Here is a 23,023-nt window from a genome sequence, read left to right as displayed (position 1 = left end):
GGCATAAGCACTATCCTCCAGAAAATGACTTCGCCTGCGAGCCGGTCATTTTCTGGAGGATAGTGCTTAGCAAACCAAAACGGCTGAAGCCTTATACCAGCTACAAGCTGGTGGGTTTACTCCAAAGGTGAGACACTAAATATTGGAAAAAGCTGAACTTGTCCCTTGCCTGCATCGCTGTGTTATGGCAGTGAAGCAGTATGAACAATGCAAGCAAACCCGTCTATCTGAAATTGCGCGACATTATTTCCGAATCCATATTGGATGGCGACTATCGCGAAGGTGACATGCTGCCGTCGGTCCGCGTCTTTGCAGCGGAACAGGGTGCCAATCCGCTGACCGTGGCGAAGGCCTATCAGGGATTTCAGGAAGACGGACTGGTCACGGTGAAACGCGGCGTCGGCATGTTTGTCGCCGCCGGCGCAAAAAATCGCCTGCGCCTTGCCCAGCGGGAAGATTTTATCAAGAATATCTGGCCACCGGTCCAGCGCCAGATGCAGCGGCTGGACCTGTCGATCGACGATCTTGTTGAGAGCGACGCCTGAACGTCTGACGAATGTCCGGTCATATCAACGCAATTATCGCGCCTGCCTCTTGCCGTTAGTGGTGAGCTTGTCGAGCCGAAGGCCAGCGCAGGACTAACGGTAAAAAAGAGGATCCAGACCCAGGGCATCGCCCGGCAATTGGCCTAACCCTGCGTTCTACCCTGCCCGGCGCGGGCCCGACGCAGGCTTTCCCGATAGACCGGATTTTCCGGCATGATCCCTACCGCTTTTTCAAGCAGGCTGATACCGTCGCCCTTGCGCTTGTTGTCGGCCAGCAAAGCCAGGCCGTAAAGATGCGAGACCACCGGGCTGGACGGTTGCACCCGATAGGCGACCCGGCCAGCGGCAATCGCCTTTTCCCGCTGACCCAGCCCGCTATAGGCCTGAGTCAGCCCGGCCATGATCAGCGCATCATTGTCGCCAATCCGTTTCCGCAGATTTTCCAGTATATGAGCCGCGACCGCCCAGCTTTCGGTTTCCAGATGGGCGTAGGCCATCCAGCGGAGACCCGAGATATTGCTGGGATTGTGATTGAGATATTGCGCCAGTATCTCGCCGGATCTCTGCATCGCCCCCTGCGCGCGCAACACCTCGACCAGACGCAGCACCACCGGTTCGGAAAAGCGGATGCTGCGGGCCTCATCCAACGCCGCCAGCGCTTCGTCATAATTGCCCATGGCAGCGGCGACATCGGCCACCAGAATATGCGCGGCGCTCGCTCCGGGATTGGCCTGTTGCAGCCGCTTGGCCTCGGCGAAGGCGGCGCTGTAATCGCCCGCATCATAAAGCGCGCGAATATAGGGAACCACCACCCGGGCATCACTGGCATTCCGCCCGGCCTCGGCCTGCAGCACGCTGAGCGGCGCAGCCGCCATGAACGCGCTTTCCGCGCCCGCATCATGGATTGCGGCGCGGTTCAGTACCGCTGCTGCCTGGCCACGCTCATCAATCGCCTCCAGCGCCCGGCCCGCCAGCCACAAGGCATAGGGTTCGGCACCGCTGCGATTGACCTGCGGCTTCAGCACGTCAATCGCATCGACCGTGCTGCCGGCCAGATAGAGCGACCGCGCCAGCAAATTCTGCGCCTGCCGGTTGTCCGGCTGGATCGATACCAGCCGAGCGAACTTGTCCACCGCTGCATTGTGATTGCCTTCGCCATGTTCGACGATTCCCTGGACCAGCAATACCGCCGGAACGTTGTCGATCACGCCCTTGGTTTGCTGCATCAGTCGCCGGGCGAGGCCATATTCGCCGGCCCGGGCGGCAAGGACCGCCTGCATGAAGAAGGCGCGCGGGTTGGAGCCGTCGAGCGAGAGGATCTTGCGCGCAACGACCAGCATATCGGTCATCCGTCCCATGTCTCCCAGTGTCGCGGCATATTCGGTCAGCAGCGGCACATCATTGGGATCGATCTGCAACGCCCGCTCGAACCAGGGCAAGGCAGCGCCGAGGCCGAACTGGAAGCGCAGCAGCTCGCCGCGATATTGCAGCGCACGAATATTGTCGGGATCGAGCCGAACCGCTTCGTCGACCGCATTGGTCGCACCGGCCTGGTCGCCGGAATCGGCGCGGAAGCGGGCAATATCAACCCACAGGTCGGGATTTTTCTCGTCCAGTTCCATCGCCCGGTTGAAGGCCTGGCCAGCCAGTTCGCTGTCCCCCATCTGCAGCGCAAGCCTGCCCCTGATGCGGGCGGCATATCCCAGATTTTGCTGCGGAATATCATCCGCCAGCAACTGCTCGCGCGCTTGTGGCGCCTTGCCTTGGATGGCATAGGCGTGGCCGAGCAGATGCCGGACCGCAGCGGGATCCAGACCCAGTTGCACCGCCCGGTCGAGTTCCGCTTCCGCGCCGATGCCATCGCGCAGGCCCAGCAGCACTTCGGCCTGCGCCACCCGCGCATCGATCCACTCCGGGTCGGCCTTGATCGCATTCATCAATTCGATCCGGGCCGACCTGATGTCGCGGCGGGCGCGAAATTTTTCGGCATTGGCAAAGGCTTCCCGGGCATCCGCATTGCCTTCACTGGCGCCATATATGGCGGTCGGAACGCCGACGAGGGCCAGCGCCAGCGCGGCGGACATAATGACCGGCCTGGTACCCGTCAGCAGTTTGTGAACCAGATCCCTGATCATCGCTCAGCTGGCTTGCTGCAATTTATATTGCTTGAGCAGGTCATAAAGCGTCGGGCGGCTGATTCCGAGCAATTTGGCGGCGTTGGAAATATTGCCGCTGGTCTGGGAAATGGCCCTCAGGATCGCCGAGCGGTCGGCGGCTTCGCGCGCCGCTTTCAGGTTCAGCAGGTCGGTCGCCCGATCCTCATCCACGTCCAGATCCAGATCCCTGGCGCCGATCATCTTGCCATCGGCCATGATCACCGCGCGCTTGATCCGGTTTTCCAGTTCGCGCACATTGCCCGGCCAATGCCAGGCCTCGAGCGCGGCCAGCGCATCGGGTGCCAGCCCCTTGACCGCAGGGTTGATTTCCGCGGCAAATTTCTTCTGGAAATGCCGTGCCAGCAGGCTGGCATCGCCGGAACGCCCGGACAAGGGCGGAATCTTGATGACGATTTCCGCCAGCCGATAGTAAAGATCCTCGCGAAATGCATTGTCCCTGATCATCTGTTCCAGATTCTGGTGGGTGGCGCAGACGATCCGCGTGTCGACCGCGATCGCCTTGCGGCCTCCGATCCGCTCGATCACCCGCTCCTGCAGAAAACGCAGCAGTTTCACCTGCAGCGGGAGCGGAATATCGCCGACTTCATCAAGGAACAAGGTGCCGCCACTGGCCTGTTCGATCTTGCCCTCGGTGGTCTTGATCGCCCCGGTAAAGGCGCCTTTTTCATGGCCGAACAATTCGGACTCGAGCAGATTTTCGGGAATGGCGGCACAATTGATCGCGACAAAGGCCCTGTCCCGCCGGTCGCTCTCGTCGTGCAGGCCCTTGGCCAGCAATTCCTTGCCGGTTCCGCTCGCCCCGAGCAGCATCACCGATGCATTGGTATTGGCCACCCGCTCGACCATCTGCGCCACTTTCAGCATTTCCGGCGCGCCGGTGATGATCTGGCCCAATATATAGCGATCGCCATTGCCGCGCGCGGCAAGGCTGGCATTTTCCTGTTCCAGCCGGTGCACATGAAAGGCACGGCGGACAATCAGACCGAGTTCGTCGATATCCACCGGCTTCTGGTAAAAATCCCAGGCACCGCTGGAAATCGCGCGCAAGGCACTGGCTTTTTCGCCATGACCGGACGCCACGATGATCTTGGTATCAGGTTTCAGACTCAGGATCGCGTCCATGGTCGCAAAGCCTTCGGTGGTACCATCGGGATCCGGCGGGAGGCCGAGGTCGAGCGTGACCACATCCGGCTCCTCCGCGCGCAGCATCTCGATTGCCGATTCACGGTCGCCAACAATGATCACGTCGAAGTCGTCATAGGCCCATTTGAGTTGCTTCTGCAGGCCAGAATCATCCTCGACGATCAGCAGCTTCTCTTTTCTGGGTTGAACTTTGTCCGGCATCATGCGGCCCTTTCGTCAGCGGAGAATTCATCCGATAAATTTTTGGCAAGCGGCAGGATCAGGGTGAACCGGCTGCCCACCCCTTCTGAACTATCGACCTCAAGGCGCCCTTTCATCGCTTGCGCCAGCTCGCGCGCTTCAAAGGCGCCGATGCCGAAACCGCCCTGCTTGCTGGAGGCAAAAGGCTTGAACAGCTGACTGCGAATAAACTCGCTGGACATGCCTGTCCCCTGATCACAGACTTCGATCGCCACGCTGAGATCGCGGCGGTGCGCATTGATGGTGATCGGTGCTCCGACGGCGCTGGCATCGATCGCATTCTGGACCAAATGCCCCAGAACCTGATCGACACGGGCGGGATCGGCAAAGATTGTCAGATCCTCGATCTTCTTGCTCTGGACATTGTGCAGCAGGCGGTTTTTTTCGACGATAGAACGGATCAGATCGGCGACTTTTACCAACTTCGGCTCATTCGGACTTGCCTTGTTATGCTGCGACAGGCGCTTGAGCAGGCTATTCATCTTGCCAGCGGAATCCTGCAATGTATCGATCATGTCCACCTGAAATTCGGGATTGCCGGCATGGCGCTTGGCATTGTCGGCAAGCAGGCTGAGCTGGCTGACAAGATTCTTGATGTCATGCATGATGAACGCCATCCGCCGGTTGAACTCGTCAAATCTCTGCACTTCGGAAAGCGATTCCTGGCTGCGATATTCGGCCAGGTAGCTGGCGACCTGACGGCCGACCACGCGGAGCATATCCAGATCCTCCCAATCCAGGGTGCGGTTGATCCGGGGGCGGGCCAACAGCATCAGGCCGGTGAGCCGATCGAAATGGACCAGAGGAACCGCGACCCATGCCCGCTCATCCGTGACCATCCAGTCCGGAATTGCGGCCGATTCACATTTTGGGTCCTCGCCGGCGCGCAGCGCATCAAACTCGACAATATGACCCGTGTCTTCGAAAAACGCGATCGTCCGGACATTGCACGCAGCCGCCGGGACCTTGATCGACGACCAGTTCCATCGGGATTGCAGCACCAGCTGCCCCGAATCATCTGGCACCAGCAAGATACCGCCCGGCGAATCGGTAATGTCGGCGATCGCCTTTATCACCCGTTCATGAAAGGGCGCGCTGTCGGTACCGGGGCGTCCGATCGTGTCGGTAAAGCGGATCCACTCGGACCGATAATCATAGCGGTGCTGGAAAAAGTTCTTCGCCAGCTTGACCTTCATCCACGCACGGAAGCGGCCCGAAGGCAGGAGAAGCAAGGCCCCGATGGTCGTGCCGAACAGAAAGCTGATCTGAGCCAGGCGCGCATAGTCGCCGCCGATGATTTGCAGCGCCGTCGCAATCACAATCATCATCAGCAGATAGCTGCCGATCGCAACCAGCGATAGCGAACGGAAGGCGACGCTGCGTGAAAGCTTGAGGTCCCATTCGGAGTTGCGCATCGATGCAAGTGCCAGAATAGGAGCAATAACCGCCATCATTGGTCCCCGCATCGCATGCAATTCTATCGGCATCTGCTGGGTCAGATAGGTGATCGTGAACAGATTGAGGTCATAGGTCCAGATCGCAGCCAGCGATGCCATAGGCAGTCGGATACCCCAGCGCGTTTCCAGTGCGGAAATCGAATAGAGATTGTGGACAAGCACGAGAACTCCCGCCGCGAAGATCATTCGCAGCACGAGCGAGGTATATAGCGTAACGCCTTCGAGACGGGGGCTTCCGGCAAAAGCAGGCAATAGCGAATCGACGAGCATCTGGCCGAGTAGAACGAAGGTCAAAGCAGCATAGATGATATTGACCGTCTTCGGTTCGTCGCGCCCTTCGCCGGCGCGCAGCAAAGTGAACATGAAGCCCAGCCAGCCGAAATTGCGCAATGTTTCTGCAAATCGCGAAATCGGCGATAGATGTCCTTCGACCGCGATCGAAAGAGCCCAGAAACTGGTCAGGGCGATCGCACTGATCAGCCACAAATGCTTTTCATTGCGCTCGACCTTGCGCTGAAATTGCCAAATCGCCAGTGCGCCAAAAAGTGCCGCGGCAATGCCATGACCGAACAGGCTGATATAATCGAGCAGCGTCACCATCTCAGCGCGCTCCCTCTGGCCATAATATCACTCTGATGGTTTGCAGGATGATCAGAATGTCGAGGAACGGCGTGTAATTTTTGGCGTAATAAAGATCATATTCCAGCTTGTGCCGCGCATCTTCGATGGACGCCCCGTAGGGATAGTTGATCTGTGCCCAGCCGGTGATGCCCGGCTTGATGATATGCCGCTCGGCATAAAATGGCATCTGGGTTTGCAGGTCGTCGACAAATTGCGGCCGTTCCGGACGGGGCCCGACAAAGCTCATCTCGCCCTTCAATACGCTCCACGCCTGGGGCAGTTCGTCGATGCGCACCTTGCGAATGAATCTGCCAATGCGGGTGATCCGGGGATCATTTTCGGTTGCCCAGATCGCCTGACCGCCAATCTCGGCGTCTGCGCGCATCGACCGGAGTTTGTGAATTTTGAATTTCTGGCCGTAAAGGCCCACCCGTTCCTGCTTGAAAAAGCTCCCTCCCTTGCTCTCCAGCTTGATAAGCAAGGCGAAAAGCAGGATCACCGGTCCGGTCAGAACCAGCAACAGCAGACTCAGAAATATATCAAAGCCCCTTTTGAACAGGGTCGACAGTCGGCGGCCGGACGAAAATCCGTCAGAGAAAATGAACCAGCTCGGGTTGACGCTATCCAGATCGACACGGCCGGTTTCCCGCTCCATGAAACTGGACATGTCATTGACATGAACACCAGTGGTCTTGATCGTCAGCAGATCGGCAACCGGAAGCGAATTGCGCCGTTCTTCCAGCGCCAGCACCACTTCGCTCACTTCCAGATCAATTACATGTTGCGGCAGATTGGCGATATCCTGCCGCCGGATCGCGGATTCGACAACATTCGGCCCCTCGTTCATGGCGACATAGCCCGCGATAATGAAGCCGCTGTCCTGACGCTTCTCCAGGGCGGCAATCCGGCCGGCTCGCGGACCGGCACCGAGGATCAGCAGACGTCGCTTGAAAATGTCACTGTCCAATATCGTCCCCAGCAAAATCCGGATGACCATCAGAAACAGGATCGCCAGCACCATCGCGTAAAGAGAATTGGAGCGCCACAGGGTGGCGCCGGGCATGACGAACGACAGCAATGAGAGAAAAATGACGCCCAGAGAAATGGCCACCAGGATGCGTGCGGCAGCAAAGCGCAGGGATTGCAGGGATTCGGAGCCATAAATACCGACCGCGATCAGAGCCAGCTGCAACGCAATCGCAAAACTCGCGATCGGCGCCGGTCGGTCCAGGATCGAGCCGACAGCCATGTCGATCTGGACCGCACGCAGGATCCAGCCCACTTCTGCCGCCATCAGCAGCAGCAGGAAATCGATAAAGCCCAGAAAAATTACTGGATAGGGAATATAATGTTTAAACAATCGGATCATGTTGCGCGCAGACTTTCCTTCGTCCGCATGGCCATAAGCAAAATTGGTTATCTGTCGGTAAATTTTACAAATATATTTGCACGGAATCGCCCGAATTCGTCAGAATTGTTCAATATGCCGACAGTTTCGCGGCGCGACGCGGGGCGGTTATTCGAGCTGTCTAATCGTTGACAAAATCAAAGGGCGTCAATCCGCGTTCCCGTTCGTCGAATTTCAGCGGCCTGCTGCGCGGCGGCGCTGACCTCTGCGAACATTGCGGCCGGGTGCAGGCGGGGCAACCCAGTCCGATCGGATCGGCATGCTCGATGCTCAAATCCTTGCCGCGCGCATCGTGCAGCACCGAGGCGACATCGGCAGAAACGCCCAGTCCGATGGCAAAGGCCGGCGTATATCCGCCGGCCCCGGAGCCGATGCCCTGCACCGCACGGGACAATGTGAACCATGTCGAGCCGTCTTCCAGAGCGACCAGCTGCGAGCGGATTTCTGCGGGTTGCTCGAAAACACGGTGAATATCCCAGAGCGGACAACGATGGGCGCTTTCCACCAGCGGTGCCTTGCTGGCCCCCGCATAGCGTTTCGAGATCATGCCGGAGCGATCGATCCGGACCATGAAAAACGGCAGCCCCCGCGATCCTACCCGCTGCAAAGTGGTCAGACGGTGGGCAACCTGCTCGAAACCCGCACCAAACCGGCGCTGGAGCAGCTGAATCCGATAGCCGCTCTGCTCGCAGGCCTTTAGAAACCGCTCATAAGGCATCATCAATGCCGCTGCGAAATAGCCGAAAAGATGACGGCGGAATAATTTTTCCGCGGCCCGATCGGTAAAAGTGGCACCCGCCGCCAGCGCATCAATTTCTCGCTTCGCCTCGATCTGGCCGAGCAACAGCGCCGCCTGAAATGTGCGTGAAGCGGGATCCAGCATTTCCGAAAGCTGCAACTGGCGCGCGTGAAGATCGAGACGCCGTAATTTGTCGGGCAGCACGGTTTCCGGCAAGATCCGGATCATCAACTGATGCTTGACCCGGAGCCGTTCCGTGATCGCGCCATAAAGTTCGCCGGCACCGAGCCGCAATTCATCGGCCAGCTTCTCGGCCATCGAATCGAGATCGGCAAAATGGTTGCGCCAGCGTTCTATTTCGCGCCGGACCGTCTGGATCGGGTCGGGGCCAGCGCTGTGCCCGCTGTCGTCACCGGTCTTGCGGTTGTCAAAGAGACGTACAAAAGCCTCGGCGCTGTTCGGCGATGCAACCAGCCATTCCTCCAGTTCCGCGCGATCGATCGACAGGTCTTCAAATATCGGATCGGCCAATCGCTGCCGGATCGCATCAATGCCGCCGCCCGGTTCGGCCGCGATCAACTGTCTCGGATCAAAGTCGAATCGTTCCGCCAGCAGCAGCATCAACCGCGCGCTGAGCGGCCGTTGGTTGCGTTCGATAAGATTGAGATAGCTGGGTGAAATGTCCAGCGCCTCGGCCAGCGCGACCTGAGTCATCGCGGCGCTGCGACGAAGCCGCTTGATCGCCGCACCGGCGAATAGTTTCTGATTGGTCATGCGGCCGCTATGTAAATTTATTTACAATATTTCAAGTTGAATTGAGATCGTCGAAATATCCGCTATCTCTAGTGATCGAACCGTCCGGTTCGACGGATAGTCCGCTGGTCCCCAGCCAGAGAGTAAATGTTTCTTAACCGCATCCGTCTATTTGCGGTCGGGAATTTCAAAGAAAATGGTGCTCGTTCATGCTCAAAGAAGCCATCCTGTTTGTCGCATCCACCGGTGTGCTGATCTATCTTATCGCGCCTTCCGGCGAGCCGCCGGAAGCGGAGCCCGTCGAACAGACGGAACCATTGGTCGCTACCAGCCCCGTGCAGAACATGAATGACGGGTGGGGCAGTGACGGCTCCGGAGATGATGGCTGGGGTGACGAAGATGAGGCGGTAGACGAGAATTTTACCTTCGGCGACCCGATGATCGTACTCGACCGTCAGGATGACGACCGCGACGAAGCGAAAACGTCCAGCAGCAGTCAGCCTTCCGGCAATGGAGCAGGTCAGCCAGGAAACATCAACAATCCGATCATGCTGACCCCCAAGGATCTCCCCAATCCTGAACCGCAATAGTCGCGATCCCGGCGCCTATCGGAATCCGGCCATCAGCCCGCAGAGGGCTGTCAGGAACAGCGGCGCAACTGGTAGATTTCCGGCGCGATGGTGAAATCGAACCGGTCCTGATCGATGATGGCGACGGGGCCATTCATCCGGAAACGCCCGCCCGCTTCGCCGCTTTCTTCATCAATCGCCAGGTCTTCGAGCCGCAACAGCAGTTCGCCCTCGCTCCACTCCCAGCTGCCGCTCAGATCCTCGGAGACAAAATTGCCGCCGGCGATCATCGTCCAGTTGGTGGCCGCCGTGCAGCTTTCCTCCAGCAAGGACCAGCGCCCTTCGAAATAGGCCGGGTCGATCGCGGCCGCTGGCGGTGCGGCGAAGGCGATTCCTGGAGAGGCCAGCAATGCCAAAGAGAAGCCGCGCCAGACCATTTATTTCTTCATGATATGCAAGGTCGCCGCAGTCAGCGCCTCGGCTCCGGTTGCGATCACCTTTTCGGCATCGGGTGCCCAGAACGGACTGTGCAGCGATGGCAATTTGGTGCCGTCGGTCTGTGCCGCCTGATATTCGGCCATCGGGACACCGCCAACCCAGAAGATCATGCTGTTGATCGTTTCGTCGGCGCGGCGATAGCGGCTGAAATCCTCGCCGCCCATCACCGGTTTTGACTGTACGACGCGGTCCTTGCCGAAGCGCGTCTCAAACAGCTGCGCCATTTCGAGAGTGAATTCCGGACTGTTATAGGTCGCCGGGGTAAATTCAGCTTCGCGCAGCGTCACAACCGGCATCCGGTCTTCCGGCATGCCGGCGGCAATCGCTTCGCCGCGCGCGATCCGCTTGATTCCCTCGAGCAGCTTCGCCCGCGTTTCATCACCATAGCTGCGCACGGTGATCAGCAGCAGCGCTTCGTCGGAAATGATATTATGCTTGGATCCGGCCTGGAAACTGCCGACCGTCACGACCGCCGGATCCTGCGGATCAATCTCGCGGCTGACCAGCGTCTGCAACGCGCCGACAATGCGGCTGGCCAGAACCACCGGGTCCTTGGTAGTATGCGGATAGGCGCCATGACCGCCCACACCCTTCACCTCGATATCGACGCTGTCGACATTGGCCAGGGCAAAACCGGGAGAATAGCCGATATAGCCTGCCGGCGCCCCCGCGGCATCATGGAAAGCGATCGCATAATCGGGCTTCGGAAATCTTGTATATAAGCCGTCTTCGAGCATCGCCAGAGCCCCTTCACCGGTTTCTTCGGCCGGTTGCAGGATCATCACCAAAGTGCCGGCCCATTCATCCTTACGCGCCACCAATTGCCGGGCCGCCGCCACCCATCCGGTCATATGGGTGTCGTGGCCGCAGGCGTGCATCACATATGTATCATTGCCCTGCCGGGTTTTTGCTTTGACGGTCGACGCAAAGGGCAGCCCGGTTTTTTCCTCGAGCGGCAATCCGTCCATGTCCGCGCGCAGCATCACCGTCGGCCCCTCGCCATTTTCCATCACCGCCACCACGCCGGTGCCGCCAACCTTTTCGGTCACGGTGAAGCCGAGACGCCGGGCTTCTGTTGCCAGTTTCGCAGCGGTGCGGACTTCCTCGCCGCTCAGTTCGGGATTGCTGTGCAGATCGCGGTAGATTTCCATCAGCGATGGCAGATCGGCCGCGATCGCCTTGTTCAGGTCATCGGCCTGCGCCGGCGAAACCGCCAGCATCGACGCCGCAGCCAGCAAACCCAGTTTCGTAAATATCCGCATCATCAACCCCCATATTGCCTGTTGGGCCCAGCCTAATCCGATCCGCCGCCCTTGTCAGTCCCAAAATTCATTGCGCCGGTGTCAGCTCCATAACGTCAACCTTGCTTTCATAGGCCGGAAACGGAAATATCATCCGCCACCGGTCCGGTCCGATATGGTGCACAACCGCCGCCTGGTCGCGCTGCACCGTCTCTCCGTATGGCACCAAAGCGTCTTCATAATGATAGATCAGAGTGCCGAGATATACCGAATGGTCCCCGCTCGCCTGATCGATCCAGCCGATCGTCCGCTGCGATCCGGTCAACTTGGTAAAATGCTTGCGGCCATTCTGATCCACCACCCGGCATTTGAAAGGAGCATAGGCGACATAGGCAAGTTCGCCTTCCGCATCGCTATCCAGCTTGGTGATCGAACAATGGTACAGGCCTGGCGGAATATCGCTGCTGGCCAGAGCGGCATCCTTTTCGAAGAGCGGCGAACGCGCCGCCAGCACAGCCCCTTTGCCCGCAGCAATGACCCCCGACCGGCCGATCTCCAACGCCTCCTCCCATCGTTCCAGCCTGTCCACATCGAAAGCGGTGGCCCGCTCGCGCCATCCGGAATCGGCCTGCGGCTCGCCAGCAGCTGCAGCGAGCAGGAGAAGTCCGGCTATCACTGCGCCGTCCAGCCGCCGTCGATCGAGATATTCGCACCGGTGATCGAACGCGCCTCATCCTTGCACAGAAATATCGCCAGCGCCGCGATCTGGTCGATCTGGACAAATTCCTTGGTCGGCTGCGGTGCCAGCAAAACATCATTGATCACCTGCTCGCGAGTCAGCCCGCGCACCGCCATCGTATCGGGTATCTGTCCCTCTACCAGCGGCGTCCAGGTATAGCCGGGAGAAATCGTGTTGACCGTGATCCCAAGGGTCGCGACTTCCAGCGCCACGGTCTTGCCGAAACCGTCCAGCGCGTGTTTCGCGGCATTATAGGCCGATTTATAAGGGCTGGCGACCTTGCTGTGCATTGATCCGGTGTTGATGATCCGGCCCCAGCCTTTCGCCTTCATCCCCGGCAGCACCGCCTTGGTGGCATGGAAGGCGCTGTTCAGGATGATATCCATGACCGCATTCCATTTATCCTCGGGAAATTCGTCGACCGGGGCGACAAACTGGATGCCGGCGTTGTTGATCAATATATCGGCCCCGCCCAACAACTCGGTACAATCGCTGCACATTTTGCGGATGTCCTCGGGCCTGGTCATGTCGGCATCGCTATAGGCCGCCTTGGCGCCGCTCAGCGATTCCAGCTCTTGGCGCAGCGTTTCGATTTCGCCCGCGTCGCCAAATCCGTTGATCATCACCGCCGCACCTTCGGCGGCCAGCGCTTTGGCATAGCCTGCGCCGATACCCGAAGTAGACCCTGTAATCAGAGCAGTCTTGCCCTTTAGAAACATGCATATTCTCCTTTGCCGCGACCTTAAAACAGTCGGCCCGCACTGCAATGCTTTTGTAAAAGAAACTGCCGACGCTTGCGCTTTGTCAAAAATCAGGCGAATTGCGAATCGAAGAGGAGATATTCGATGCGCCTGGACGATCTGGACCCCAGCAAGAATGTTCGCGATCAGGGTCGCGGTGGTGGTGGCGGCTTCGGCGGCGGCGGTGGCGGCGGTCTGGGCCTGCTGCTCAGCTTTCTGCCGATGCTCCTCGGTCGGAAGCTGGGTTGTGGCACGATTCTGCTGATCGGCGGAGCCGCGCTTGCCTTTTTCTATTTCGGCGGCGGCGGACTGCAACTCGCGGACAATACCGGTGCCGGAGGCTTCCAACCCAATGGTTCCAGCGCCAATGTCGCTTGCGATACGGAGGAGGAGCTGTTCGCCTGTCAGGTGCTCGCCTCCACCGAACAGACATGGGAGAGATTGTTCGCGCAGCGGGGCGAGCGCTATCGGCCGACCACCCTCACCTTTTACGACCAGTCCGGGCAATCGGGCTGCGGTGCAGCGCAGGCCGCCATGGGACCTTTCTATTGTCCGGCCGATCAGGGTGTCTATCTGGACACCAGTTTCTTTCGCGAAATGTCGACCCGATTGGGCGCCGACGGCGATTTCGCCCAAGCTTATGTCATCGCTCATGAAGTCGGACATCATATCCAGAATCTGACCGGAATCGCCGATCAGGTGCGCAATGACCAGCGCACAGCGAGCAAGGCGGAAGGCAATGCGCTGCAGGTCCGGATGGAATTGCAGGCGGATTGCTACGCCGGTGTCTGGGCCGCCCAAAATGCCGACCGGATGGAACCCGGTGATGTCGAGGAAGGGCTCAATGCCGCTCATGCCATCGGCGATGACACATTGATGCGCGGCGCCGGCCAGCGCCCGGTCGAAAGCATGTTCACCCACGGGACCTCGGAGCAGCGCAAAGAGTGGCTTCGGAAAGGCCTGGAAACCGGAGATCCGGCTGCGTGCAACAGTTTTGCCGAAGGGGCAGTCTAGCTGAGACACCGCTGTCCGGTCCAGGCCACAAAGGCGACTTGCGAGATGCGCGGGTTCGTCTAAACCCTGTCGCTGAACATGGAATGCGCTGGGAACGAACGAGGCGCATGTTCGCCAGACCGAAAGATGATTATGAATATCTCGGAATGCCACAATGTAGATGATTTCCGCACACTCGCGAAAAAACGCCTGCCCTTTCCGATATTCGACTATATCGATGGCGCGGCAGATGACGAGATCACGCGGCGACGCAATACCGTCGCCTATGAATCTTGCGATCTCGTGCCCAACGTGCTCACAGGTGTCGAGACAATCGACATGAGCACGACCGTGATGGGACAGAAGCTGGCCATGCCGCTGTTCCTCTCTCCCACCGCGCTGCAACGCCTGTTCCACTGGCAGGGCGAACATGCCGTTGCCAGGGCAGCGGAAAAATTCGGCACGTTCTTCGGCATTTCCTCGCTTGGCACGGTGAGCATCGAGGACATCGGATCGAGCATCAGCACGCCGAAAATGTTCCAGCTCTACGTGCACAAGGACAAGGATCTCAACCGATCGATGGTCGAGCGGTGCAAGGCGGCCAAATTCGATGCGTTGACGTTGACCGTGGACACGATCGTCGGCGGCAACCGGGAGCGCTGTCTGCGCTCGGGCTTCACCAGCCCGCCGCGGATTACCCCGACCAGCTTCTGGAGCTATGCAGCGAAGCCGGCCTGGGGCTTGAATTACCTGTTCCGGGACAAGTTTGAACTGTCCAACCTCAAGGACCATGTCTCGGAAGGCACAAGCGTCCCCAATTCCGTTGCTGATTATTTCACCAACATGCTCGACCAGTCGCTCGACTGGGCGATGGCCGAAGAAATCGCGAAGGATTGGGGCGGTGAATTTTGCCTGAAAGGGATCATGTCGGTTGCCGATGCCCGGCGCGCCGTCGATATCGGTGCCACCGCGATCATGGTATCCAATCATGGCGGCCGGCAACTGGACGGCAGCCGCGCGCCATTCGACCAACTCGCCGAAATCTGCGATGCGGTCGGTGACAGGCTGGATGTGATCTGCGATGGCGGCATCACCCGCGGCAGCCATGTGCTGAAAGCGCTCAGCGTCGGCGCCAAGGCCTGCTCCGGCGGGCGCCTCTATCTCTATGCGCTGGCCGCGGCCGGACAGGGAGGGGTTGAGCGAATCCTTTCCTTGCTGCAAGCAGAAATCGAACGCGACATGAAACTAATGGGCGTTACGGCGGTTGATCAGTTGAACCGCGACAATCTTCGCTTTCGATAGGCCGCGCTTTTAGGGGATTAGAATAATGAAAAAGATACACGCAAGCGCAATGTTATTGCTGGCTGCCTCGATAAACTCTCCTGCTTTCGCACAAGCCGGGGCACAGGAGGATTCCACCATCGAATCGACAGGTAACAAGGTCACCGAGCCGTTTGACGGCAAGGAAGTCCCGCAAAAACTGATCGATATCCAGGATGATCCCTATTCGTTAAGAGGCTTGAACAGATGCGCTGCCATTATCGCGGAAGTCGAAGAGCTCAACTATGTTCTGGGTCCGGATGTCAATGAACAGGAAGACAAGAGTCGGGCGAAAAAACGCGAGGAAACGGCCGCACGGGTGGCCGGCAGCGCAGTCGGGTCGATCATCCCGTTTCGCGGCATTATCGGCGAGATCACCGGCGCCAATGCCGAGCGTCGGCGCTATAATGTCGCCGTCTATGCCGGTACCGTCCGGCGTGGTTTCCTGAAGGGCGTCGGCTTGCAAAAGGGCTGCAGGGCACCCGCCCGACCTTAATCAACCTTGGGGGCAACAAGGAAGAAAATCGTGGTCGCATTCAGATATGTCGTTTCCGCCGGCCTGGTGACGCTGTCGCTGGCGTCGCAGCCGCTATGTGCCCAAGCGCCCAATGATGATCGGCCGATGATCAACCATATGGAAAATGCTGTCACGCAACCAGCCAAGGACTTCAATCTGAAGAAGGATGAGATACCCGCCCGCTTGCTGGGGATTGAGAAGGCACCTTATGATCTGACTGGAATCAGGGGTTGCCGTGCGATCAACACCGAGATTGTCAGTCTGCGGCCGATGCTGGGACCGGATGTCAACGAGGGCTTTGAGCTGTCGCGCACGGAAAAACGCGAACGCAGCGTCAGCCGGGTTGCAGGGGGCATGCTGGCCAGCATCATCCCGTTTCGCGGCGTCGTCCGGGAAGTGACCGGTGCCAACGAGGCCCAACAGCGCTATGAGCAGGCGCTGGCGGCGGGATTTGCCCGGCGCAGTTTTCTGAAGGGGATGGCAGTCAGTCAGGGCTGCGCTCCGGCAGCTTCAGATGCTGACGCCTCCTGACGGCAAAACTGACGATCCGGCCACGAAAGGCCGAGGCGTTCGTTGGGATCAGCACGCCGTGATCTCCGCTATTGCAGGTGATAAATCCCGGACATCTTCAGCCGAAAAAGACAACGCCCGCCAATAGCGCGATCAGAACAAGATTGGCTGCCCCGAAACAGGTCGTCAGGATCTTTTGCCGGTGATGGCGTTGGTCCAGGTCAGCCTGCAGGAAAGCGAAAGCCTCAGCCAGTTCCGATTTGTCAGCCACATCGTCCAGCTTCCGGGAAATTTCCTGCAGCAATTCGCGATCGGAAATCTCGGCAGAATCCTCCTGTTCAATAGCCTGAACCGACTTTTTGTTGCCGCCGATGATCCGGCCATAGACGTTGTTCGCCAGTTTCCCGGCCATTTTCTGAACCTTGGGATTGGTCACGAGGGTTCCGACCGCCCCGATAAGGACCGGCGGAATCGCCATTAATATACCCGTTTCTTCGGCTTCACATATTCCGCTTCGTCGGTCAGCGTATAATCATGGACCGGGCGATAGCTGATTTCGCTGTTGCCACCCTTGCCGCCCCAGCCATCAAAGGTGATGACGGTGTGCTTCATCCATTCCTTGTCGTCGCGATCCGGATAGTCTTCCTGCATGTGGGCGCCGCGGCTTTCCTTGCGGTTGGCGGCAGACTTAATCGTCACCATCGCCTGCGACATCAGATTGTCGAGCTCGAGCGTCTCGATCAGGTCGGTGTTCCAGATCAGCGAGCGGTCGGTGACGCCGACATCGGCGAGCTTGGCATTGACCTTGTCCATCGCTGCAACACCCTCTTCGAGCAGCTTGTTGTCGCGGAACACGGCAGCGTGCGCCTGCATGGTTTTCTGCATTTCCATCCGCAGGTCAGCCGTCGGGATCGAACCCTTGGCGTTGCGGAAATGGTCCAGTCGCGCCAGCGCCAGATCGGCGGAATCCGCTGGCAGTGGTTTGTGCGAGGCGTTGGGTGTCAGCTTTTCCTTGAGCCGCAAACCGGTTGCCCGGCCAAACACCACCAGATCGATCAGCGAGTTGGACCCCAGACGGTTGGCACCGTGCACCGAGACACAGGCCGCTTCGCCGACCGAATAGAGGCCCGGCACGATCGCATCCGGATCATCGGCGGTCGGGTTGATCACTTCGCCATGATAATTGCAGGGGATGCCGCCCATATTATAATGGACCGTCGGTACCACCGGCAGCGCTTCGCGGGTCAGGTCGACGCCAGCGAAAATCTTGCCGGTTTCGGTAATCCCCGGCAGCCGTTCGGCCAGCACATCCGGCGCGATATGGTCGAGATGGAGATAGATATGATCCTTCTCCGGCCCGACGCCGCGGCCTTCGCGGATTTCGGTGGCCATGCAGCGTGAAACCACGTCGCGGCTGGCCAGATCCTTGGCGCTCGGCGCGTAGCGTTCCATGAACCGCTCGCCTTCGCTGTTGGTGAGATAACCGCCCTCGCCGCGTGCGCCTTCGGTAATCAGCACGCCGGCACCGTAGATGCCGGTCGGGTGAAACTGGACAAATTCCATGTCCTGCAGCGGCAGGCCCGCGCGCAGCACCATGCCGCCGCCGTCACCGGTGCAGGTGTGGGCGGAGGTCGCACTGAAATAGCAGCGGCCCGAACCGCCGGTGGCCAGCACCACAGCATGGCTGCGGAACCGGTGGATCGAACCGTCTTCGAGGCAGAGCGCGATGACGCCCCGGCACTCGCCGTCTTCCATGATCAGGTCGATGGCGAAATATTCGATGAAGAAATCCGCGTCATATTTCAGGCTCTGCTGATAGAGCGCGTGCAGCATCGCATGGCCGGTGCGGTCGGCAGCGGCACAGGTGCGCTGAACCGGAGGCCCCTCGCCCATATTCTGCATATGACCGCCAAAGGGACGCTGGTAGATGGTGCCGTCTTCGTTGCGCGAGAATGGCACGCCGGCATGTTCCAGCTCGTAGACCGCCTGCGGTGCTTCGCGCACCAGATATTCGATCGCGTCCTGGTCGCCGAGCCAGTCGGAGCCCTTGACCGTGTCATACATGTGCCACTGCCAGTGGTCGGGCGTGTTGTTGCCCAGCGATGCGGCAATCCCGCCCTGCGCCGCAACGGTGTGCGAACGGGTCGGAAAGACCTTGGTGATGCAGGCGGTTTTCAGGCCCGCTTCCGCTGCGCCCATGGTCGCCCGCAGACCGGAGCCACCGGCACCGACAACCACGGTATCATAGGTGTGATCAATGATCTTGTAAGCAGGCTGGGCGGTGTCTTCGGTCTTCATGCTACCACTCCGGTAAAGGCTATTTTCGCGACCGAGAAGATACCCAGAGACGCGCCGCCGAGGGCGAAAAAGTTGAGCAGGACGATCAGGCCGAATTTGACGCCATGGTCTTGGACATAATCCTCGATCAGCACCTGCAGGCCGATCCGCAAATGCCAGAATATGCTGACCAGCATCAACATCATCGGCACCGCGACCAGCGGCGAGGCCAGCCATTCGACCAGCAGGTCATGCTCGAAATTGGGCAGCCGGACCAGCGAGAAGACCAGCCACAGCACCAGCAGCAGATTGCTCAATGCCGTAACCCGCTGGACTAACCAGTGATGCGCGCCTTCTTGCGCCGATCCGAGGCCGCGTACCCGGCCAATATTGGTTCCTGAACCCATGATCCTGTTCCTAATCCGTCACAAATTTTTGAAAGCGATGTAGAACCACATCACCGCGGTGGTGAGGATCGCCGCCAGCGGCACCGCGGTCGCCCACATCTTGTTGGTCTGCAATTCATAGCCGGCTCCGGCATCCATCACGAAATGGCGCAATCCCGAATACATATGCTCGAAAAAGGCAAAGCTCATGCCGACGAGGACGATATAGCCGAGATAGAACCAGTCGAACCAGCTGCGGAAATAGGCATAGCTCTCGGGTCCGGCAGAAATGGCATAGAGCCACCAGACCAGCAGCGGCACGCCGACCAGCGCCATGCCGTCGCCGGTTGCCCGGTGCAGAATGGACACCAGCATATGCGGCCCCCATTTATAGACTTGCAGATGCGGTGAAAGCGGTCTGTTCGATGTTGAACCTGATGCGCCGGCCATGGTCTTCCCCTGAACAATCTCCCCGGCCCGTGCCGGAGTCTTGAAAAACGAACCATTCCCTTAGCGAAAAGCGTGGATCATGCAAACGGGATGCAGCGCAATTTGTGATTTTATTAGGGGGAAGGAACGGCTGGCATGGTCCGATGCAGGAAATTCACATCGTCCATGGACGTGCGCACGCAGGCGTTCTAGGCACTCGGATATGAGCAAAACAAAGATACATATATTGGTGACCGGAGCCAGCCGCGGGATCGGCAAGGCCATTGTCGAAGCGCTGGACACGGACGATGTGGCCGTAATCGGCCAAAGCACGGCGGGCGGCGACAGTCTGATCGCCTCCGATTTCACTCTGGAAGGCGCCGCACCCCGATTGTGGCAACAGGCCCTCGACCGGCTCGACGGGCGCATCGACGTGCTGATCAACAATGCCGGCCTGTTCGAGCCTAATCCGATCGGTGCCGATGACTGGCTGGACAGCTGGAACCGGACGATGACCATCAATCTCACCGCCTCGGCCGAACTGTGCCGACTCGCGGTGCTGCATTTTCAGCAGCGTGGCGACAGCGGCCGGATCGTCAATATCGCCAGCCGCGCCGCCTATCGCGGGGACGGGCCCGACCACTGGCATTATGCGGCCTCCAAGGGCGGCATGGTGGCGATGACCAAATCGATTGCCAGAGCTTATGCGCATCAGCAGATCCTGGCCTTTGCCATCTGCCCCGGCTTCACCATGACCGGCATGGCCGAGGATTATCTGGCCAGCCGCGGCGGCGACAGGTTGCTCGCCGACATCCCGCTTGGCCGCGTGGCCCAGCCGGAAGAAATCGCTTCGATGGCCCGTTATTGCGCGCTCGATGCACCGGCCAGCATGACCGGCGCGATCCTCGACGCCAACGGCGCCAGCTTCGTGCGATGATAAGGAAATATCATGACCGATATAAAGACAGAAAAGAAGACTAACTGGCTTATCTGGATTTTCGCCGCTTTCGGCCTTGCCGGCGTGGTTGCAGTGATATTCATAGCCATTTCAATTGCCAATATCGGCGGTAGTAACCAACAAGAGCGAACTCCGCTGGCTGTTGTCGACGGACAAATCGAATATCGCATGGGTCAGGTGATAGATCTTCAAGGCAATGATCAATCAGCCATTACGATCATCAGTAATGACAGAAATGGCAGCAGCGGATCCTATTCGAGCAAAAGCTACCGTGAGAATGTCATCCATAATATCATATTCTTTGATCGAGATAGTGAGCAAAGCCGTAAGCTTTTGAGTGACAATAGCGGCAGCGTGATCGCTGCGGTATTTTTGCCGGATCAGGAAACAGGATTACCTCTCGCGATCGGCACTCAGATGGATGACGCTTCAGACGCTGCTGAAGCAGCAGCATTAGCAGCGATGGAAGCGGCAGAAACTACCGGCGCACCTGCACGGGAGCAATATAAACGATCTTTACCTTTGAAACACTACCTTGCGATTGTCGCGCAACGAGATGGAGAAATCATTGCAACAAAGCTGTTAGTCGGTCGGCTGTCAGACGGCAAACAAGCTCTAACCTTAGAAGGTGTTGAATCATTGGAACGATTCTGGATATTATCTCCTATGGAAGTCGGGTTACTCGTTCAACAAAGTGGAGAATTATTCCATCATATCGTGAATTTTGGAAGCCTGTCCATTACTCGATCTACCAAGATTGAAGTCAATTAGTGATCGCCCGAGAACTGCTTGATACCGCCACCATTCCGGGCGGCGGCGAGTTGCGCCTGTTCCGGCGTGAACTGAAAGGTGCAGACGAATTTTCGATCATGCTCGGCCGCATCGAACTGATGAACAGCCGCCTCAGCGGATCGGAAGAAGCGCTGGCCACCCTCACCTGCGAACGGCTCGCGGTTAAAAATCCCCGTATATTGGTTGGCGGTTACGGCATGGGCTTTACGTTGCGTGCTGCTCTGTCCGTTTTGCCGCCGCAGGCGAGCGTTGAAGTGGTTGAGCTGATTCCTGCCATCGTCCAATGGGCCCGCGGGCCGATGGCGGTGCTATCGAAAAATGGTCTCGAGGATAGCCGCGTGACCATCACTGCCGGCGATGTCTGCGATGTCATCAACAAGGCAGACCGCGAATATGACGCGATCCTGCTCGATGTCGACAATGGACCGGACGGCCTCACCCATGAAGCCAATGACCGGCTTTACAATATGGCAGGCCTGTCTGCGGCCAGGAAAGCGCTGCGGTCGAACGGCATATTGGCAGTCTGGTCGAGCGAAGGGGATAGCAAATTCACGTCGCGTCTGCACAAATCCAGCTTTGTCGTGGAAGAAAAATCTGTTCCCGCCCGGAGCAATGGCAAAGGCGCAAAACATACCATATGGCTGGCCAAAAAAGCCTAGCTGCGATCGGGCTGGCTAGAAGTGGATATCCAGCACCACAAAACTGACCAGTCCGGCCATGGCCAGTACGAGACTGCTCGCAGTCAGGGCGATGGCTGCCGACCGCCCGCTTTTCCAGCCAGCGGTAACCACCACCACGGCGGTTTTGAAGAGCATATTGGCCAATACCGTCATCGCCAGCACAAATCCGGCCAGATTGACCGCAATCGTGCCGCCCGGCAGGGTTCCGAGCGTGATGATCGCGGCATCAACGTCAAGCGAGCCCATGATCAGGACCAGATAGGCAATCCCGCTGCTGCCGAATTCCGCCTCGGCCCAGCGCGCGGCCAGCGACATCGCGGCAACCGTTGCGGCAAAGAAAAAGGCGGGCAGCAAGCGGATCGGATTGCGGGTCTCGACTTGCTCGCCCGCTTTCGTTGCCCCGCTTTTGCGCAGCATCAGCAAACCGGCCAATCCGGCTACCATGGCCGCTGGCACCAGGATCATGGCCATCGGGAGAAAGGCGAAATTCGCGAGAATGAATGTCAGCAACAGCACCCGGATATACATCACCGACGACGCCAGCGCGATTCCGGCCGACAGGCTGCGCCCGCTGCTATCTTCGCTACGCAGCCGCTGGGACAGCGATGCCGTGACTGCGGTCGAACTATAGGCACCGCCAATCACGGCCGTCACGATCGTGCCATGGTCGGCCCCGAATATCCGGTTGGCGACATAGCCGGCAAAGGAAAGCCCAGTCACCAATATGACAACGAACCACAGTTGCTGCGGATTAAAGGCTTCATAAGGTCCGTAGGCGCGGTCCGGCAGAAACGGCAATACTGCCAGGGCGATGATCGCGAAGCGGATCGCCGCCTTGATATCGGTTTCCCCCAATTTTCTTAGGAAACCGTGCAGTTCGGACCGGGTGGCCAACAGCGCCGCGACAATCGCCGCGCCGGCCAGCGCCACCGCCGGATAGCCACTTCCCGCCAGAAGGCCGAGGCACAGCGTCGACAGCGCAACCACATAATTGGTGATGCTCCGCCCGTCCGGATCGTGAATGGTCTTGGCATAGCTGACCGACAGCATGGTCACGATCGCAGCGAGCAGGATTGCCGCCATGACCAGACTGAGGCTCTGGGCAATCAGTGCCACCAGACCGCCCATTCCGGCGATCAGGCCAAAGGTGCGAATGCCGGCCACGCGCGCACCCTTTGGCTCGCCGCGCATCGCCCAGCCTCGCTCGACACCGATCAGCAGCCCCGCCGCCAGTGCTATCGCGAGATCGCGGTAGACCAGCCAGAGATCAGAATCCTCCATCAGCAGCTCC

Annotated in this window: 23 protein-coding genes; 9 read left to right on the top strand and 14 right to left on the bottom strand. The window is 58.9% G+C overall.

Annotated elements, in window-relative coordinates:
- Positions 1–200: 200 nt before the first annotated feature.
- A complete protein-coding gene (locus ACEW8J_RS05160; protein WP_373490570.1) occupies positions 201–545 on the top strand; it encodes a GntR family transcriptional regulator in 345 nt (114 codons plus the stop codon).
- Positions 546–688: 143 nt separating this feature from the next.
- Here the strand turns inward: ACEW8J_RS05160 and ACEW8J_RS05155 are convergent, their stop codons facing one another.
- From ACEW8J_RS05155 to ACEW8J_RS05135, 5 genes are all read right to left on the bottom strand, one after another.
- Entirely contained in the window at positions 689–2,629 is a 1,941-nt protein-coding gene (locus ACEW8J_RS05155) for a tetratricopeptide repeat protein (RefSeq protein ID WP_373490569.1), read from the bottom strand.
- A 54-nt stretch (positions 2,630–2,683) separates the two neighbouring features.
- On the bottom strand, positions 2,684–4,069 hold the full coding sequence (prsR, locus tag ACEW8J_RS05150; protein WP_373490568.1) for a PEP-CTERM-box response regulator transcription factor: 1,386 nt from the start codon (positions 4,067–4,069) through the stop codon (positions 2,684–2,686).
- Positions 4,066–6,162 (bottom strand): XrtA/PEP-CTERM system histidine kinase PrsK, encoded by a 2,097-nt coding sequence (gene prsK, locus ACEW8J_RS05145; protein WP_373490567.1) that lies wholly within the window; start codon positions 6,160–6,162, stop codon positions 4,066–4,068. Before prsK ends, prsR begins: the two co-directional genes overlap by 4 nt.
- 1 nt (position 6,163) lies before the next feature.
- On the bottom strand, positions 6,164–7,552 hold the full coding sequence (locus tag ACEW8J_RS05140; RefSeq protein ID WP_373490566.1) for a TIGR03013 family XrtA/PEP-CTERM system glycosyltransferase: 1,389 nt from the start codon (positions 7,550–7,552) through the stop codon (positions 6,164–6,166).
- A 160-nt stretch (positions 7,553–7,712) separates the two neighbouring features.
- Positions 7,713–9,104: a short-chain fatty acyl-CoA regulator family protein gene (locus ACEW8J_RS05135; protein ID WP_373490565.1), complete on the bottom strand. Its 1,392-nt coding sequence runs from the start codon at positions 9,102–9,104 to the stop codon at positions 7,713–7,715.
- Between the two features lie 188 nt (positions 9,105–9,292).
- Between ACEW8J_RS05135 and ACEW8J_RS05130 the strand changes: the two genes are divergently transcribed.
- Entirely contained in the window at positions 9,293–9,673 is a 381-nt protein-coding gene (locus ACEW8J_RS05130; protein ID WP_373490564.1) for a hypothetical protein, read from the top strand.
- Positions 9,674–9,723: 50 nt separating this feature from the next.
- Here ACEW8J_RS05130 and ACEW8J_RS05125 read toward each other — a convergent pair whose 3' ends face one another.
- From ACEW8J_RS05125 to ACEW8J_RS05110, 4 genes are all read right to left on the bottom strand, one after another.
- A complete protein-coding gene (locus ACEW8J_RS05125; RefSeq protein WP_373490563.1) occupies positions 9,724–10,089 on the bottom strand; it encodes a hypothetical protein in 366 nt (121 codons plus the stop codon).
- Positions 10,090–11,415 (bottom strand): amidohydrolase, encoded by a 1,326-nt coding sequence (locus ACEW8J_RS05120; protein WP_373490562.1) that lies wholly within the window; start codon positions 11,413–11,415, stop codon positions 10,090–10,092.
- A 64-nt stretch (positions 11,416–11,479) separates the two neighbouring features.
- Positions 11,480–12,067: a DUF4893 domain-containing protein gene (locus tag ACEW8J_RS05115; protein ID WP_373490561.1), complete on the bottom strand. Its 588-nt coding sequence runs from the start codon at positions 12,065–12,067 to the stop codon at positions 11,480–11,482.
- On the bottom strand, positions 12,064–12,849 hold the full coding sequence (locus ACEW8J_RS05110) for a 3-hydroxybutyrate dehydrogenase (RefSeq protein WP_373490560.1): 786 nt from the start codon (positions 12,847–12,849) through the stop codon (positions 12,064–12,066). Before ACEW8J_RS05110 ends, ACEW8J_RS05115 begins: the two co-directional genes overlap by 4 nt.
- A gap of 126 nt (positions 12,850–12,975) precedes the next feature.
- Between ACEW8J_RS05110 and ACEW8J_RS05105 the strand changes: the two genes are divergently transcribed.
- The 4 genes from ACEW8J_RS05105 to ACEW8J_RS05090 all read left to right on the top strand — a co-directional run bounded on the left by ACEW8J_RS05105 (position 12,976) and on the right by ACEW8J_RS05090 (position 16,231).
- On the top strand, positions 12,976–13,884 hold the full coding sequence (locus tag ACEW8J_RS05105; RefSeq protein ID WP_373490559.1) for a neutral zinc metallopeptidase: 909 nt from the start codon (positions 12,976–12,978) through the stop codon (positions 13,882–13,884).
- A 132-nt stretch (positions 13,885–14,016) separates the two neighbouring features.
- Positions 14,017–15,165 (top strand): alpha-hydroxy acid oxidase, encoded by a 1,149-nt coding sequence (locus tag ACEW8J_RS05100; protein WP_373490572.1) that lies wholly within the window; start codon positions 14,017–14,019, stop codon positions 15,163–15,165.
- A gap of 25 nt (positions 15,166–15,190) precedes the next feature.
- Positions 15,191–15,679, top strand: a complete 489-nt coding sequence (locus tag ACEW8J_RS05095) for a hypothetical protein (RefSeq protein WP_373490558.1) — start codon at positions 15,191–15,193, stop codon at positions 15,677–15,679.
- A gap of 30 nt (positions 15,680–15,709) precedes the next feature.
- Positions 15,710–16,231, top strand: coding sequence for a hypothetical protein (locus ACEW8J_RS05090; protein WP_373490557.1), 522 nt, complete (start codon positions 15,710–15,712; stop codon positions 16,229–16,231).
- 97 nt (positions 16,232–16,328) lie between these two features.
- Here ACEW8J_RS05090 and ACEW8J_RS05085 read toward each other — a convergent pair whose 3' ends face one another.
- The 4 genes from ACEW8J_RS05085 to sdhC are packed head-to-tail and all read right to left on the bottom strand — an operon-like array spanning position 16,329 to position 19,323.
- A complete protein-coding gene (locus tag ACEW8J_RS05085) occupies positions 16,329–16,688 on the bottom strand; it encodes a hypothetical protein (RefSeq protein ID WP_373490556.1) in 360 nt (119 codons plus the stop codon).
- Positions 16,688–18,508 carry a succinate dehydrogenase flavoprotein subunit gene (gene sdhA / locus ACEW8J_RS05080; protein WP_373490555.1) on the bottom strand — a complete coding sequence of 607 codons (1,821 nt, stop codon included), beginning with the start codon at positions 18,506–18,508 and terminating at the stop codon, positions 16,688–16,690. Before sdhA ends, ACEW8J_RS05085 begins: the two co-directional genes overlap by 1 nt.
- Positions 18,505–18,894: a succinate dehydrogenase, hydrophobic membrane anchor protein gene (sdhD, locus tag ACEW8J_RS05075; protein ID WP_373490554.1), complete on the bottom strand. Its 390-nt coding sequence runs from the start codon at positions 18,892–18,894 to the stop codon at positions 18,505–18,507. Before sdhD ends, sdhA begins: the two co-directional genes overlap by 4 nt.
- 18 nt (positions 18,895–18,912) lie before the next feature.
- Positions 18,913–19,323 carry a succinate dehydrogenase, cytochrome b556 subunit gene (gene sdhC, locus ACEW8J_RS05070; protein WP_373490553.1) on the bottom strand — a complete coding sequence of 137 codons (411 nt, stop codon included), beginning with the start codon at positions 19,321–19,323 and terminating at the stop codon, positions 18,913–18,915.
- Positions 19,324–19,525: 202 nt separating this feature from the next.
- On the opposite strand from sdhC, the gene ACEW8J_RS05065 reads away from it, so the two are divergent.
- From ACEW8J_RS05065 to ACEW8J_RS05055, 3 genes are read left to right on the top strand one after another with little or no spacing between them, the layout of a single operon-like run.
- A complete protein-coding gene (locus ACEW8J_RS05065) occupies positions 19,526–20,239 on the top strand; it encodes an SDR family NAD(P)-dependent oxidoreductase (protein ID WP_373490552.1) in 714 nt (237 codons plus the stop codon).
- Positions 20,240–20,251: 12 nt separating this feature from the next.
- Positions 20,252–21,031, top strand: coding sequence for a hypothetical protein (locus tag ACEW8J_RS05060; protein WP_373490551.1), 780 nt, complete (start codon positions 20,252–20,254; stop codon positions 21,029–21,031).
- Positions 21,031–21,711 carry a spermidine synthase gene (locus ACEW8J_RS05055; protein ID WP_373490550.1) on the top strand — a complete coding sequence of 227 codons (681 nt, stop codon included), beginning with the start codon at positions 21,031–21,033 and terminating at the stop codon, positions 21,709–21,711. The genes ACEW8J_RS05060 and ACEW8J_RS05055 overlap by 1 nt, the downstream gene beginning before the upstream one ends.
- A gap of 15 nt (positions 21,712–21,726) precedes the next feature.
- Here ACEW8J_RS05055 and ACEW8J_RS05050 read toward each other — a convergent pair whose 3' ends face one another.
- Positions 21,727–23,013 (bottom strand): MgtC/SapB family protein, encoded by a 1,287-nt coding sequence (locus ACEW8J_RS05050; RefSeq protein WP_373490549.1) that lies wholly within the window; start codon positions 23,011–23,013, stop codon positions 21,727–21,729.
- Positions 23,014–23,023: the final 10 nt, after the last annotated feature.

Source organism: Parasphingorhabdus sp. (genome assembly GCF_041748495.1).
GTDB lineage: Bacteria > Pseudomonadota > Alphaproteobacteria > Sphingomonadales > Sphingomonadaceae > Parasphingorhabdus.
Note: the sequence above shows the minus strand (reverse complement) of the source record. Positions and strands in the feature narration are given on the sequence as shown.